Annotated in this window: 12 protein-coding genes, 1 pseudogene and 1 riboswitch; of the genes and pseudogenes, 10 read left to right on the top strand and 3 right to left on the bottom strand. The window is 74.8% G+C overall.

The features are described from left to right. Nucleotides 1-278: 278 nt before the first annotated feature. The 7 genes from BLT82_RS07530 to BLT82_RS07560 all read left to right on the top strand — a co-directional run bounded on the left by BLT82_RS07530 (nt 279) and on the right by BLT82_RS07560 (nt 8748). On the top strand, nt 279-1535 hold the full coding sequence (locus tag BLT82_RS07530) for an inorganic phosphate transporter (protein ID WP_093653076.1): 1257 nt from the start codon (nt 279-281) through the stop codon (nt 1533-1535). A 12-nt stretch (nt 1536-1547) separates the two neighbouring features. After that, nucleotides 1548-1769 (top strand): hypothetical protein, encoded by a 222-nt coding sequence (locus BLT82_RS07535; protein WP_093653077.1) that lies wholly within the window; start codon nt 1548-1550, stop codon nt 1767-1769. A 165-nt stretch (nt 1770-1934) separates the two neighbouring features. Continuing rightward, nucleotides 1935-2086: riboswitch (cobalamin riboswitch) on the top strand. Nucleotides 2087-2117: 31 nt separating this feature from the next. Then, on the top strand, nt 2118-3101 hold the full coding sequence (locus BLT82_RS07540) for a cobalamin biosynthesis protein (protein ID WP_093653078.1): 984 nt from the start codon (nt 2118-2120) through the stop codon (nt 3099-3101). Beyond that, entirely contained in the window at nt 3098-4651 is a 1554-nt protein-coding gene (locus tag BLT82_RS07545) for a cobyric acid synthase (protein WP_093653079.1), read from the top strand. The genes BLT82_RS07540 and BLT82_RS07545 overlap by 4 nt, the downstream gene beginning before the upstream one ends. 38 nt (nt 4652-4689) lie before the next feature. After that, nucleotides 4690-6747 (top strand): putative cobaltochelatase, encoded by a 2058-nt coding sequence (locus BLT82_RS07550; protein WP_244291889.1) that lies wholly within the window; start codon nt 4690-4692, stop codon nt 6745-6747. After that, nucleotides 6747-7355 carry a cob(I)yrinic acid a,c-diamide adenosyltransferase gene (cobO, locus tag BLT82_RS07555; protein WP_093653081.1) on the top strand — a complete coding sequence of 203 codons (609 nt, stop codon included), beginning with the start codon at nt 6747-6749 and terminating at the stop codon, nt 7353-7355. The genes BLT82_RS07550 and cobO overlap by 1 nt, the downstream gene beginning before the upstream one ends. A 19-nt stretch (nt 7356-7374) precedes the next feature. Beyond that, the gene (locus BLT82_RS07560; RefSeq protein WP_093653082.1) at nt 7375-8748 is read left to right on the top strand and encodes a cobyrinic acid a,c-diamide synthase CobB; all 1374 of its coding nucleotides are present in this window, start codon (nt 7375-7377) and stop codon (nt 8746-8748) included. A 20-nt stretch (nt 8749-8768) separates the two neighbouring features. Here BLT82_RS07560 and BLT82_RS07565 read toward each other — a convergent pair whose 3' ends face one another. Beyond that, nucleotides 8769-9512, bottom strand: a complete 744-nt coding sequence (locus BLT82_RS07565) for a ZIP family metal transporter (protein WP_093653083.1) — start codon at nt 9510-9512, stop codon at nt 8769-8771. Nucleotides 9513-9559: 47 nt separating this feature from the next. Between BLT82_RS07565 and BLT82_RS07570 the strand changes: the two genes are divergently transcribed. The 3 genes and pseudogenes from BLT82_RS07570 to cobC all read left to right on the top strand — a co-directional run. Further along, nucleotides 9560-10084: a cobalamin biosynthesis protein gene (locus BLT82_RS07570; RefSeq protein ID WP_093653084.1), complete on the top strand. Its 525-nt coding sequence runs from the start codon at nt 9560-9562 to the stop codon at nt 10082-10084. After that, entirely contained in the window at nt 10081-10875 is a 795-nt protein-coding gene (locus BLT82_RS07575; protein WP_093653085.1) for a sirohydrochlorin chelatase, read from the top strand. The genes BLT82_RS07570 and BLT82_RS07575 overlap by 4 nt, the downstream gene beginning before the upstream one ends. A gap of 11 nt (nt 10876-10886) precedes the next feature. Beyond that, nucleotides 10887-11921, top strand: a pseudogene (gene cobC / locus BLT82_RS07580) (Rv2231c family pyridoxal phosphate-dependent protein CobC); the annotation flags it as partial. 157 nt (nt 11922-12078) lie between these two features. On the opposite strand, the gene BLT82_RS07585 reads toward cobC, so the two are convergent. Next, nucleotides 12079-13002, bottom strand: a complete 924-nt coding sequence (locus BLT82_RS07585) for an SCO1860 family LAETG-anchored protein (protein ID WP_093653087.1) — start codon at nt 13000-13002, stop codon at nt 12079-12081. A 345-nt stretch (nt 13003-13347) separates the two neighbouring features. Beyond that, the gene (locus BLT82_RS07590; protein WP_093653341.1) at nt 13348-14436 is read right to left on the bottom strand and encodes an amidohydrolase family protein; all 1089 of its coding nucleotides are present in this window, start codon (nt 14434-14436) and stop codon (nt 13348-13350) included. Nucleotides 14437-14455: the final 19 nt, after the last annotated feature.

Consider the following 14455-nt stretch of genomic DNA (forward strand, 5'->3'; position numbering starts at 1 on the left):
CCAGAATCTCTTCTGATGTTCACCCAGACGACGGAAATTGATCACGCAGCGGCCACTGCACGACCACCCGAGACCGGTAGAGGCCCGAGTTTTGGCCGATTCTGAACGGTCAGGACCAGCTCCAAGGGTTGCCGGTGCGTCGCCGAAGACATAAACGGAGGGATCGCACCCCACTTGGGGACACTGCAAAGCCCGCCCCAGTTCACCTTCCGTTCACTCAGAAACCCTACGTTCACCCGAGCCACTGACATCCGAACGATTGCCTGGGTACCCGGTAAATGGAGCACATCACCCTGCTGCTCGCGATTGTCGTCGTGACAGCACTCGTGTTCGATTTCACGAACGGCTTCCACGACACCGCCAACGCCATGGCGACGACCATCTCGACGGGTGCGATGAGACCGAAGGCAGCAGTGGCGATGTCCGCCGTGCTGAACCTGGTCGGCGCGTTCCTCTCCGTCGAGGTCGCCAAGACGATCTCGGGCGGCATCATCAACGAAGAGGGCATCCGCACAGAAGTGATCTTCGCCGCGCTCGTCGGCGCGATCCTCTGGAACCTGCTGACCTGGCTGCTGGGCCTGCCGTCCAGCTCCTCCCACGCCCTCTTCGGCGGCCTCATCGGCGCCGCCGTGATGTCCGCCGGCTTCTCGGCCGTCGACGGCGGCACGATCGTCACCAAGGTCCTGATCCCGGCCGTCGCTGCTCCGGTCGTCGCCGGCCTCGCCGCACTGGTCGCCACCAGGCTGACGTACCGGATCGGTGGCACGGCCGAGAACAAGGCCACGTCCAAGGGCTACCGCGCCGGCCAGATCGCCTCCGCCGGCCTGGTGTCCCTCGCCCACGGCACCAACGACGCGCAGAAGACCATGGGTGTCATCACCCTGGCGCTCGTCACCGGTGGCGTCCTGGCACCCGGCTCGAACCCCCCGATGTGGGTCATCGTCTCCGCCGGTGTCGCGATCGCGCTCGGCACCTACCTGGGCGGCTGGCGCATCATCCGCACGATGGGCAAGGGCCTGACCGACCTCCAGCCGCAGCAGGGCTTCGCCGCCCAGACCAGCGCCGCGACGGTCATCCTGGCCTCCTCCAACCTCGGCTTCTCGCTCTCCACCACCCAGTCCTGCTCGGGTGCCGTCATGGGCGCGGGTCTCGGCCGCAAGGGCGGTGTGGTCCGCTGGTCCACCGCGACCCGGATGTTCGTCGCCTGGGGCCTGACCCTGCCCGCCGCCGGCCTGGTCGCCGCGGCCGCGGAGTTCCTGACCAAGCAGGGCCCCTGGGGCATCGCCGCCGTGGCCGTGCTGCTCGTCGCGGGCTCCGGAGCCATCTGGGTGATCTCCCGCCGCAAGCCGGTCGACCACACCAACGTCACGGATGACGAGATCGAGCCCGCGGGCGTCGTCACCACCGCCATCGCGGCCGTCTCCCCGCCCCCGATCGGGGTCGCCGAGAACGTGGTGGCCGAGTCCGAGGCGCTGAAGGCCACCGTCCCGGCCCCGGCCCCCGAGTCCACTCCGGCGCCCGCCGCCACGGTGTAAGGAAAGAACAGAATGAAGATCGACTGGGCAGCTCTGGGCTCCGTCTTCGGCGTGAGCCTCGTCGTGACCGTCGCCCTGGTGGGCCTGTTCACCCTGGGCGTCGCGGGCCTCTCCAAGCAGGAGGCCGCGGCCGCGCAGGGAGGCTCCGCCGGCCTCGCCCGCACGGGTGCGTACGCCTGCTTCGCGCTCTGCGCCGCCGCGGTGGCCTTCGGGATCTATCTGATCGTGGTCTGACGGCAGCACGGCACGTGCCCGTACGGCACAGCCTCGTACGGCACCTCCTCGCACAGGGGCCGGGCCCACCTCCGGGTGGGTCCGGCCCCTGTCGTGCACGGCCCCGGACGCGCCCATGTGGGCCTCCGCACACTGTCCCGTCGCAGGTCAAGGGCGAGTTGACGGGCGTTCGGGGCCCGTGGTGGACTTCCGGAGCCATTTACGGCGGCAGAAGAGGAAGCCGGTGCGAATCCGGCGCGGTCCCGCCACTGTCACGGACGCGCTCCCCCTCACGGAGCGCCCCGGAGCCAGGAACTCTCTCCCGCCGGTCACGTCGAGCCAGGGCGCGGACCCTGAGTGAGGACGAACATGCCTGCCGAACCGGGGGGGCCGGGCGTGCTGCGCCCGGACATCACGTTCGCGTACGGCGCCGCGGCCGGACTGGCCGGCGACCTGCTCCTCGGCGATCCACGCCGCGGGCACCCGGTCGCCGCCTTCGGCCGGGCCGCCGCCGCGGTCGAGCGGAGACTCTGGCGCGACCACCGCGGCTGGGGCGCCCTGCACACCGCGGTGTGCACCGGCGGCGCGGTCGCCGCGGGCGCGCTGGCCGCCGCCTGCACACGCCGGTCGCGCGCCGCCGCCGTCGCCCTGACCGCCGCCGCCACCTGGGCCGTCGTCGGTGGTACGTCGCTCGGCCGGGAGGCCCGGGCGATCGGCGGGGCCCTGGCGGCCGGGGACATCGAGGTCGCCAGGGAGCGGCTGCCGCATCTGTGCGGGCGCGACCCGCAGGCGCTGGACGGTCCCGGCATCGCCCGCGCCGTCGTCGAGTCCGTCGCCGAGAACACCTCGGACGCCGTCGTGGGCGCGCTGGTCTGGGGCGCGGTCGGCGGAGTGCCCGGACTCGTCGGCTTCCGCGCGGTCAACACCCTGGACGCGATGGTGGGCCACAAGTCCCTCCGGCACCGCCGCTACGGCTGGGCCTCGGCCCGGCTCGACGACATCGCGGGCTGGCCCGGTGCCCGGCTCACGGCGCTGCTGGCGACCGCCTCGGGCGGCGACCCGCGCGGCGCGGCCCGCGCCTGGCGCCGGGATGCCGCGAAGCATCCGAGTCCCAACGCCGGGCCCGTGGAGGCCGCGTTCGCCGGAGCCCTCGGCGTACGGCTCGGCGGGACGCTCTCGTACGGCGGACGGGTCGAGCACCGGCCCGTGCTCAACGGCGACACCGGGCGGGCCGTCCGGGTCGCGGACATCGAACGGGCGGTACGGCTCTCGCATCGCGTGGGAGTGCTGGCGCTCGCGGTGTGCGCGGGCGGCCGTCTCGCGGCCGGGGCCCTGCGGCGGAGGCGCGCATGAGCGGGGGCGGACTGCTGGTCGCCGGCACCACCTCGGACGCCGGCAAGAGCGTCGTCACGGCGGGGATCTGCCGCTGGCTGGTGCGCCGGGGAGTGAAGGTCGCGCCCTTCAAGGGGCAGAACATGTCCCTCAACTCCTTCGTCACCCGCGAGGGCGCCGAGATCGGCCGGGCCCAGGCGATGCAGGCGCAGGCCGCGCGGGTCGAGCCCACGGCGCTGATGAACCCCGTCCTGCTGAAGCCCGGCAGCGACCGCTCCAGTCAGGTCGTGCTGATGGGCAGGCCGGTGGGCGAACTCAGCGCGCGCGGCTACCACGGGGGGCGCCAGAAGACGCTGTTCGAGCCGGTGATGGCCTGCCTGGAGGAGCTCCGCGGCTCGTACGACGCGGTGATCTGCGAGGGCGCCGGCAGTCCCGCCGAGATCAATCTGCGGCGCACGGACATCGTGAACATGGGCATCGCCCGAGCCGCGCGCCTCCCCGTGCTGGTCGTGGGCGACATCGACCGGGGCGGGGTGTTCGCCCAGTTCTTCGGCACGACGGCGCTGCTCGCCCCGGAGGACCAGGAGCTGATCGCGGGCTACCTCGTCAACAAGTTCCGCGGCGACGTCTCGCTGCTGGAGCCGGGTCTGGAGATGCTGCACGGGCTCACCGGGCGGCGGACGTTCGGCGTACTGCCGTACGCGCACGGGCTCGGCATCGACGAGGAGGACGGACTGCGGGTGTCGCTGCGCGGCGCCGTGCGCGAGTCGGTGGTGGCGCCGCCGGTCGGCGAGGACGTGCTGCGCGTGGCCGTGTGCGCCGTGCCGCTGATGTCCAACTTCACCGACGTGGACGCGCTGGCGGCCGAACCGGGCGTGATCGTGCGCTTCGTCGACCGCCCGGAGGAACTGGCCGACGCCGACCTGGTGATCGTGCCCGGTACGCGCGGCACCGTGCGCGCCCTGGAGTGGCTGCGCGAGCGGGGTCTCGCCGATGCGCTCGCCCGGCGCGCGGCGGAGGGCCGGCCCGTGCTCGGCATCTGCGGCGGCTTCCAGGTGCTCGGCGAGCACATCGACGACGAGGTCGAGTCGCGGGCCGGAGCCGTCCCGGGCCTCGGACTGCTCCCGGTCCGGGTGCGGTTCGCCGCGGAGAAGACGCTCGCCCGCCCGTCCGGTGAAGCACTGGGGCAGCCGGTCGACGGCTACGAGATCCACCACGGCGTGGCCGAGGTGCTCGGCGGCGAGCCGTTCCTCGACGGCTGCCGGGTCGGTGAGGTGTGGGGCACCCACTGGCACGGGTCCCTGGAGAGCGACGCGTTCCGCCGGGCGTTCCTGCGGGCCGTCGCCGCGGCGTCGGGCCGCCGCTTCGTCCCCGCCCCTGACACCTCCTTCGCCGCACTGCGCGAGGCCCAGCTCGACCGCCTCGGCGACCTGATCGAGGAGCACGCGGACACGGACGCCCTCCTCCGTCTCATCGAGGGCGGCGCGCCCTCGGGCCTGCCGTTCATCCCGCCGGGCGCACCCGACTTCCCCGGTGCGCCCGCCGCCGGAACCCCTGGAGCCGCACAGTGAGCAACGCACCCCACTATCCGTTCACGGCGGTCGTCGGCATGGACGACCTGAGGCTCGCCCTGCTGCTGAACGCGGTCAGCCCGGCCGTCGGCGGTGTGCTGGTGCGCGGGGAGAAGGGCACCGCCAAGTCGACGGCCGTGCGCGCCCTCGCCGCGCTGATGCCGGACGTCGACGTGGTCGCGGGCTGCCGGTTCTCCTGTGCGCCCGGCGCACCCGACCCGGGCTGCCCGGACGGGCCGCACGAGGCCGCGCCCGGCACGGCACGGCCGGCCAGGATGGTCGAACTGCCCGTCGGCGCCTCGGAGGACCGGCTCGTCGGCGCGCTGGACATCGAGCGCGCCCTCGCGGACGGGGTGAAGGCGTTCGAGCCCGGTCTGCTCGCCGACGCGCACCGGGGCGTGCTGTACGTCGACGAGGTCAATCTGCTCCACGACCACCTGGTCGACCTGCTGCTGGACGCGGCCGCGATGGGCGCCTCCTACGTCGAGCGCGAGGGCGTGTCCGTGCGGCACGCCGCACGTTTCCTGCTCGTCGGCACGATGAACCCCGAAGAGGGGGAGCTGCGGCCGCAGTTGCTCGACCGCTTCGGGCTGACGGTGGAGGTCGCCGCCTCCCGGGAGCCGGAGCAGCGGGTGGAGGTCGTCCGGCGCAGGCTCGCGCACGACGACGACCCCGCGGCCTTCGCGGCCCGCTGGGCGGACGAGGAGGCGGCGCTGCGCGAGCGCGTCGCGGACGCGCGGACGCTGCTGCCCCGGGTGGAGCTCGGGGACGCCGCCCTGCGCCAGATCGCGGCCACCTGCGCGGCGTTCGAGGTGGACGGCATGCGCGCCGACATCGTCATGGCCCGCACCGCGACGGCACTGGCCGCGTGGGCGGGCCGTGCGGACGTACGCGAGGAGGACGTGCGGCAGGCCGCACTCCTCGCGCTCCCCCACCGGCGCCGGCGCAACCCGTTCGACGCGCCCGGCCTCGACGAGGACAGGCTCGACGAGACGCTGGAGCGGTTCGGCGGGGACGACCGGCCGGACCCGGACACCGACCCCGATCCGGACCCCGGCACGGATCCGTCCGGCCCGGACGGCGGAGGCGGCGGAGGCGTCCCGCCGCAGGGCCAGGGCCCCGAATCCGGCCCGCCCGCAGAACAGCCCGGGCCCTCGGAATCGTCCACCGGGCAGCCGGAGCCGTCCGAACCCGCCGGGGCGCCGGCCGCGGGAGCCGGCGCGGGCGACCGGTCCGCCGAGCGGGCCGCGGAGCCGTTCCGTACGAAGGTGCTCAGCGTTCCCGGTCTCGGCGAGGGAGCGGCGGGGCGCCGCTCCCGGGCCCGTACCGAGCACGGCAGGACCACCGGGGCACGCCGGCCGCGGGGGACGCTGAGCAAGCTGCACCTGGCGGCGACCGTGCAGGCGGCGGCCCCGCACCAGCGTGCCCGAGGCCGCTCCGGACCGGGCCTGGTGGTCCGACGGGACGATCTGCGCCAGGCCACCCGCGAGGGGCGCGAGGGCAATCTCGTGCTCTTCGTCGTGGACGCCTCCGGCTCCATGGCGGCCCGCAGGCGCATGGGTTCCGTGAAGGGCGCGGTGCTGTCGCTGCTGCTGGACGCCTACCAGCGCCGGGACAAGGTCGGCCTGGTCACCTTCCGGGGCACCGGCGCCGAGGTGGCGCTGCCGCCGACCTCGTCCGTGGACGCCGCCGCCGCACGGCTGGAGGAACTGCCGACGGGCGGCCGGACGCCGCTGGCCGCCGGGCTGCTGAAGGCCCACGACGTCCTGCGGGTGGAGCGGCTGCGCGACCCGTCGCGGCGGCCGCTGCTGGTGGTCGTGACCGACGGCCGCGCGACCGGGGCGCGCGGCGGCGACGCCCTCGCGCTCGCCGGGCGCGCCGCCCGGCTGCACGCGGCCGAGGGCACGGCCGCGGTGGTCGTGGACTGCGAGGCGGGGCCGGTGCGGCTCGGCCTCGCCGGGAATCTCGCCCGTGACCTCGGCGGCACCGCCGTCACCCTGGACGAGCTGCGCGCCGACAGCATCGTGGGGCTGGTCCGGGACGTCCGGGCGGCGACGGGAACCGACAGCACGGTCCGCAACAGGAGGGCAGCGTAGTGCCGCAGGGAAAGCCGGACGTCGTTCCGGACGACGGTCTCACCACCCGCCAGCGCCGCAACCGGCCGCTGGTGATGGTGCACACGGGCATCGGCAAGGGGAAGTCCACGGCCGCCTTCGGGATGGCGCTGCGCGCCTGGAACCAGGGCTGGCCGGTCGGGGTGTTCCAGTTCGTCAAGTCGGCGAAGTGGAAGGTCGGCGAGGAGAACGCGCTCAAGGTCCTCGGCGCGAGCGGCGAGGGCGGCACCGTCCACTGGCACAAGATGGGCGAGGGCTGGTCCTGGATCCAGCGCCCGACGGCCGAGGGCGAGCAGTCCCACGAGGACAAGGCGCGCGAGGGCTGGGAGCAGGTGAAGCGCGATCTGGCCGCCGGGACGTACAAGTTCTACGTGCTCGACGAGTTCGCCTATCTGCTGCACTGGGGCTGGATCGACACGGCCGAGGTGATCGAGGTGCTGCGCGACCGCCCCGGCACGCAGCACGTCGTGATCACCGGCCGCAACGCCCCGCGGGAGCTGCAGGAGTTCGCCGATCTCGTGACCGACATGTCGAAGGTCAGGCATCCGATGGACGCGGGCCAGAAGGGCCAGCGGGGCATCGAGTGGTAGAGCGAGCGGCAGGCAGAACGTGGTAGCGCGTCTCGTCGTCGCCGCGCCGGCCTCCGGCAGCGGCAAGACCACCGTCGCGACGGGGCTGATGGCGGCCTTCACCGCCGCCGGACTCGCCGTGTCGCCGCACAAGGTGGGTCCCGACTACATCGATCCCGGGTACCACGCGCTCGCCACCGGGCGCCCGGGCCGCAACCTCGACGCGTACATGTGCGGCACGGAGCTGATCGCCCCGCTGTTCTCGCACGGCGCGCGCGGCTGCGACCTGGCCGTCGTCGAGGGCGTGATGGGGCTGTACGACGGCGCCGCGGGAGCCGGCGAGCTGGCCTCCACGGCCCAGGTCGCCAAACTGCTGAGGGCACCGGTGGTGCTGGTCGTCGACGCGTCCTCGCAGTCGCGGTCGGTGGCGGCGCTGGTGCACGGATTCGCCTCCTGGGACCCGGAGGTGCGGCTCGGCGGGGTGATCCTCAACAAGGTCGCCACCGACCGCCACGAGGCCCTGCTGAGGGAGGCCCTGGACGAGTCCGGGGTGCCGGTCCTGGGAGTGCTGCGGCGGGCGCCCGCGGTGGCGACGCCGTCGCGGCACCTGGGTCTCGTGCCGGTCGCCGAGCGGCAGGCGGAGGCGGTCGACGCGGTCGCCGCGCAGGCCGAGCAGGTGCGGGCGGGCTGCGACCTGGAGGCGCTGCTGGCCCTGGCGCGCAGCGCGCCTCCGCTCGCGGGGGACCCGTGGGAGCCGGGTGCGGCACTGGGCTCCCCGGCCGTCGGGGCCGGCAGGCGCCGGCCCGTGGTCGCCGTGGCCGGGGGCGCCGCGTTCACGTTCTCGTACGCCGAGCACACGGAGCTGCTCACGGCCGCCGGGGCGGACGTCGTCGCCTTCGACCCGCTCCGCGACGAGGAACTGCCCGCCGGTACGGCCGGCCTGGTCATCGGCGGCGGCTTCCCCGAGGTGTACGCGCCGGAGCTGTCCGCCAACTCCCGCCTGCGCAAGGCGGTCGCCGAGCTGGCCCGCTCGGGGGCGCCCGTCGCCGCCGAGTGCGCCGGGCTGCTGTACCTCGCGCGCTCGCTGGACGGCAAACCCATGTGCGGGGTGCTGGACGCCGACGCGCGGATGTCGGAGCGGCTGACGCTGGGCTACCGCGACGCCGTCGCGGTGAGCGACAGCGTCCTGGCCAGGGCCGGGACCCGGATGCGCGGCCACGAGTTCCACCGCACCGTGACGGAGCCGGGCGCGGGCGCGGACCCGGCCTGGGGGCTCCGGCAGCCGGAGCCCCGGGTGGAGGGCTTCGTCCGGGACGGTGTGCACGCGAGCTATGTGCACACGCACTGGGCGGGGGCGCCGGGCGCGGCACGCCGGCTCGCGGAGAGGTGCGCGGCGTGGGACGCGGAGGCATAGGCGCCGGCGGCCCCGGTGCGTCACTCCGCCAGGCCCGTCACCAGCCAGATGAACGCCACGCCCGAGACCGTGCAGAGCAGGGTCGAGCGTGCCGGGTGCGCGTGGTGGGCCTCCGGGAGGATCTCCGCCGCCGCGAGGTAGAGCAACGCGCCGCCGAAGAAGCCGAGATAGCTGCCGAGCACCTCGGGCGGCATCGTGAAGAGCAGAGTGGAGGCCGCGCCGACCACCGGGGCAAGGGCCGCGGCGAACAGCATGGCGACGGCCTTGCGGCGCTCGTTCCCGTACAGGCTGGTGACGGTGTACGTGTTGAACCCGTCCGCGAAGTCGTGGGTGATGACCGCCAGCGCGACGGTGAGCCCCATCTCGCCGCCCGCCTGGAAGGCCGCGCCGATCGCGATTCCGTCCATCAGGCTGTGCAGCACCATGGCGGCCGCGGCGGTCATGCCGACCTGCGGGACGCGGTGGTCGTGGGTGTGCGGGCCGCCGTTGTACGCCCCGTGCGCGGCGTGGCGGCCGGCCAGCAGCCGCTCCACCACGTGGGCCAGCAGGAAACCTCCGACGAACAGCAGCATGGCCTGCGGTACACCGAAGACCTCCTCCCCCGCCGCCGCCATCGCCTCCGGCAGCAGATCGAGCCCGGCAACCCCCAGCATCAGCCCTCCGGCGAGGCCGAGCACGAGGTGCCGGCGGTCGGTGACGCGCTGCGCCGCCCAGCCGCCGAACAGCGTCATCAGGAACGCGCCGAGCGCGACGAACACCGCCATGGGTTCTTGCTAGCCGATCCCACCCCCGCACCGCCGGGTGCCACGCCATGACCGGCCGCGCGGGCGGGTTCGTCGTCGGCGTGGGGGCCCGCCGGGGGGCGCCGGCCGACGAGGTGCTCGGGCTGATCCGGGAGGCCCTGCGGGAGGCCGGGGCGCCGGCGGGCTCGGTCGTGGCCGTCGCGACGGTGGCGGCGAAGGCCCGTGAACCGGGTATCGCGGCCGCGGCGGCCGCGCTCGGCGTTCCGCTGCGGACGTACGCCGCCGCGGAGCTCGCCCGGGTACCGGTGCCGCACCCGTCCGCGGCGGCGGCCGTGGTGGGTACCTCGTCGGTCGCCGAGGCGGCGGCCCTCGCGGACGGAGGAGAACTCGTGGTGGGGAAACGGAAATCCGGAGGTCAGGGGCGACCCGGCGCGGTGACCTGTGCCATCGTGCGGCGTGCGGATTCTTCGACTCCGGAGCCGGTGCCGCCAGGCGTGGAACCGGTGGCGCCGGACATGATCTCGGACGTGAACGACGGCGGACCGGTCGGACAGCACCGGCGGCATCGCCACCACCGCAAGGAGAACCTGTGACTTCCCCGCCCGCACTGCTCATCGCCGCGGACGGCGTCCTGCACGACGCCGGCGCCGAGGCACTGCTGGACTTCGTGGAGCACCTGGGCAGCCGTCACCCCGGGATCCCCGTCGCGGCCGGCCTCCTCGGCACCGGACGGTGGCCGCTCTCCGAGGCCGTGGCCGAGCTCGCCGCCGCCGGGGCCGACCGAGTGGCCGCCGTGGCGCTGGCGCTCGTACCGGACCGGCGGAGCGAGGACGACCTGTCCGCGGCGCTCGACGCCGTCCGCGGGGAACGGCCCGGGCTCAGCGTGTCGCTGAGCCGCGCGCTCGGCCCCGATCCGGCGCTGCTCGCGCTGCTGGAGCGGCGGCTCGACGAGGCGCTGGGCGGCCGTGCGCGCTCGCCGCGGGACCGCGCCGACGTGACGGTGCTCCTGGTCGCGCCCGGCTCCGCGGATCCGCAGGCCAACGCGGAGGTGCACCGGGCGGCGCGGCTGCTCTGGGAGGGCCGGGGCTACGCGGGGGTCGAGACCGCGTTCGTGTCGACGGCCGCACCCGACGTGCCGACCGGGCTCGACCGGTGCGTACGGCTCGGGGCACGGCGGATCGTGGTGCTCCCGTACGCGCTGTTCGACGGGGGCCCGGTCGAACGGGCCGTGCTGCACGCCGAGGGCTGGGCCGAGGCGCACCCGGACACGGAGGTGCGCTGCGCGGAAGTGGTCGGCGTCGCGGACGAGTTGGCCGATCTGGTCGTCGACCGCTACCGGGAGGCCGTGGTCTCGCCGGATCCGGCCCCCGCGGGACGGTCATGAACGCCGAATTCCACGATCTGCGGCACCACGGTGACGCGGAGGTCCGCGACGGCGGACTGACCGATCTCGCGGTCAACGTCCGCACCGGCACTCCGCCGGTGTGGCTGCGGGAGCACATCGCGGCGTCGCTGACGTCCCTGGCCGCCTACCCGGACGGACGGGCGGCACGGGCGGCGGTCGCGGCACGGCACGGGCTCCCGGTGGAGCGGGTGCTGCTGACGGCGGGGGCGGCGGAGGCGTTCGTGCTGATCGCGCGGGCCCTGCGGGTGAGCCGGCCGGTGGTGGTGCACCCCCAGTTCACGGAGCCCGAGGCAGCCCTGCGGGACGCGGGGCACGACGTGGCGCGCGTCGTGCTGCGCGCGGAGGAGGGCTTCCGGCTGGACCCGGCGGCGGTTCCCGAGTCCGCGGACCTCGTCGTCGTCGGCAACCCCACCAACCCCACCTCGGTGCTCCACCCGGCCGCCGAACTGGCCCGGCTCGCCCGACCGGGGCGGACCCTGGTCGTCGACGAGGCGTTCATGGACGCGGTGCCCGGCGAGCCGGAGGCCCTCGCGGCCCGGACCGACGTGCCCGGGCTGGTCGTACTGCGCAGCCTCACCAAGACCTGGGGGCTCGCCGGGCTGCGGATCGGCTACGTCCTCGCCGGGCCCGGTACGATCGCCCGGCTCGAGCGGGCCCAGCCGCTCTGGCCGGTGGGGACCCCAGCGCTGGCCGCGGCCGAGGCGTGCATGTCGCCGAGGGCGCTCGCGGAGGCCGCGGAGGCGGCGGACCGGATCGCGGCGGACCGGGCACATCTGCTGGCCGGGCTGGCCGAGTTCGACGAGGTACGGGTCGTGCCGGCGGCCGCGGGGCCCTTCGTCCTCGTCCGTATCGACCGCGCGGACGAGGTACGCGCCCGCCTCCGGGCCCTGGGCTTCGCCGCCCGGCGCGGGGACACGTTCCCGGGACTCGACCGTGACTGGCTGCGTCTCGCCGTGCGTGACCGCGCCACGACGAACCGGTTCCTCCAGGCGCTCGACCAGGCCCTGACCCTCGTCGGCGCGTAGGAGCCAGGGACGGCCTTTCGCGCAGGGGACGTTGCGGGTGCGTGCGGACGGCGCCGCCGCAGCGGGTCAGCGCAGACGTGCTCCGCGCCCGCAGGGGCCCACCGGCGGCGCCCGGAAGGCCCCGCGGACCCGCCCGCCGCCGCTGCCCTGCGCGGCGTCAGCGCGTCGCGCGGCGGCGGGACAGGGCGACCGCGCCGCCGCCCAGGGCGAGCAGGACCACCGAGCCCGCCGCGAACCACGGCGTCGACGCGTCCCCTCCGGTCGCCGCCAGATCGTCCGTCGCGGGCGGCTTCTCCGCCTCCCCGCCGGTCTGCGGCTTGACGTCGGGCGCCGTCGTGGCGGGCGGCTCCTCGACGGGCTCGCCCGACGGGGTCTCGCAGGTCGCCTCCGCGAGCGTCAGCGTGCCCTCGACCTCGGCGACGTTCAGCTTCAACGGGTTGACGGACACCTTGAGTTCGAGGGCCGTGGCGGCGGCCGTGCGCGAGGTCGTGGCGGTACGGGACAGGTCGAGGGTGACGACGCCGACGCCGGGCACCTTGACCTCGGTCGTGCCGCCCGTCGTGAGCGTGGTCTTCTTCCCGAGGACGGTGACGGAGCCGAGCAGATTGGACCGGGCGACCGGCTTCTTCCCCACCTCGCAGACCGCCTCGGACGTCACCTGCCCGACCTCGACGAGGGAGAGCAGCGGCAGCCCCGGCACGTGCACCTTGGCGTGGGCGAGCTCCACACGGCCCTCCGCGCTGTTCCGGTCCGCGGTGGCCTTCGCGCTCGCCACCTCGGCCTGCAGCACGTTGAACGGCTTGCCCTGGTCGACACCTTCGAGCTGGACGGCCAGCGCGGTCTTCTCGGCGCTCGCGGGCGCCTGGACCTCGTTGAGGGACGTCTTCAGCGGCACCCGGACGCTCTTGCTGAGCAGCGAGACGTCCAGGCCGGTCCGGAGGACGACCGCGCCCGACCGTCCGTCGCCGCCGCCCGTCGCCCGGGCCGGCGCTGCGAGCGCCACGGGCCCGACGGCCAGCGCGGCGGCGGCCACGGCGGCCGTCGAGCGGCGCACGGGCATGCGGAAGGTGTTGCTCTTCACGGTGGTGGAACCCCCACGGGAGACATGACGTCGCCGCGCGCCCGCGACAGGGACTCGTGCGCGGCGGCGGCGATCGGGAACACCGGAATACTTACGCACCGAGAGTGAACCGTCAGACACCCGGGGTGAGTTCACTCCAAAGTGACGTTTCCGCGCTTGCATTCGATTACCGATGCACTGACGTTCCCCTGCGTCCCCCGAGCGGCGGGCGCGAAGGGCGCGCACCGGGGCGGCCGGGGTGGCGCGCACCAAGCGGGACGGGCGGCGCGAAAGATGCACAACGAGCCGGAGCCGGGCGGCGTCACGGCCCGTCAACCGACGACCCGACCCGCATCACCACCGTCGTCAACCGACGACCCGCCCCCGCATCACCACCGTGCGGGGCGCCGCCAGCACGCGTACGTCCGCCCTCGGGTCGGTCTCGTACACGACCAGGTCCGCCGGGGCGCCTTCCTCCAGGCCGGGCCGCCCGAGCCAGCTCCGGGCACCCCAGGCCGTGGCGGAGAGCGCGTCCACGGCCGGAATTCCGGCCCTGACCAGCTCGGCGACCTCGGCGGCGACGAGCCCGTGCGGCAGGGTGCCGCCGGCATCCGTGCCGACGTAGACGGGAATGCCCGCGTCCCAGGCCGAGCGGACGGTGTCGTACCGGCGCTCGTGAAGCCGCCGCATATGGTCCGACCAGCGGGGGAACCTGCTCTCTCCGCCGGCCGCCAGCTGCGGGAAGGTGGCGATGTTGACCAGCGTCGGGACGATGGCCACCCCGCGCTCGGCGAACAGCGGGATCAGGTCCTCGGTCAGTCCGGTGGCGTGCTCGATGCAGTCGATGCCGGCCTCGACGAGGTCGCGCAGCGAGTCCTCGGCGAAGCAGTGCGCGGTGACCCGGGTGCCGAGGCGGTGCGCCTCGGCGATGGCGGCCTCGACGGCGCCGCGCGGCCAGCAGGCGGTGAGGTCGCCCACCTCCCGGTCGATCCAGTCGCCGACGAGCTTGACCCAGCCGTCGCCGCGCCGCGCCTCCCGGGCCACGTAGGCGACGAGGTCCTCGGGCTCGATCTCGTGGGCGTAGTTGCGGATGTAACGGCGGGTCCGGGCGATGTGCCGGCCGGCGCGGATGATCCTCGGCAGGTCCTCGCGGTCGTCGATCCAGCGGGTGTCGGCGGCCGATCCGGCGTCGCGGATGAGCAGGGTGCCCGCGTCGCGGTCGGTCAGCGCCTGCTTCTCGCTGGTGGCGTCGTCCACCGCGCCGTGCCGGTCGAGGCCCACGTGGCAGTGCGCGTCGACCAGGCCGGGAAGCGCCCAGCCCCGGACGGTGCGGACGTCCCCGGAGGCGGGGCGCCGGTAGGTGACGCGACCGCCGACCACCCACAGCTCGTCCCGTACGTCGTCCGGCCCGACGAGCACCCGCCCCTTGACGTGCAGCACCGCGTGATCGCTCATGACGAGCACTCTACGAGCC

Source organism: Streptomyces wuyuanensis (genome assembly GCF_900103455.1).
Classification (GTDB): Bacteria; Actinomycetota; Actinomycetes; order Streptomycetales; family Streptomycetaceae; genus Streptomyces; species Streptomyces wuyuanensis.

Coding starts and splice junctions, on each gene's coding strand:
- BLT82_RS07545 (WP_093653079.1), top strand. CDS start 3,098: ATGAGCGGGGGCGGACTGCTGGTCGCCGGCACCACCTCGGACGCCGGC.
- BLT82_RS07535 (WP_093653077.1), top strand. CDS start 1,548: ATGAAGATCGACTGGGCAGCTCTGGGCTCCGTCTTCGGCGTGAGCCTC.
- BLT82_RS07570 (WP_093653084.1), top strand. CDS start 9,560: ATGACCGGCCGCGCGGGCGGGTTCGTCGTCGGCGTGGGGGCCCGCCGG.
- BLT82_RS07540 (WP_093653078.1), top strand. CDS start 2,118: ATGCCTGCCGAACCGGGGGGGCCGGGCGTGCTGCGCCCGGACATCACG.
- BLT82_RS07550 (WP_244291889.1), top strand. CDS start 4,690: ATGGACGACCTGAGGCTCGCCCTGCTGCTGAACGCGGTCAGCCCGGCC.
- BLT82_RS07565 (WP_093653083.1), bottom strand. CDS start 9,512: ATGGCGGTGTTCGTCGCGCTCGGCGCGTTCCTGATGACGCTGTTCGGC.
- BLT82_RS07530 (WP_093653076.1), top strand. CDS start 279: ATGGAGCACATCACCCTGCTGCTCGCGATTGTCGTCGTGACAGCACTC.
- BLT82_RS07590 (WP_093653341.1), bottom strand. CDS start 14,436: ATGAGCGATCACGCGGTGCTGCACGTCAAGGGGCGGGTGCTCGTCGGG.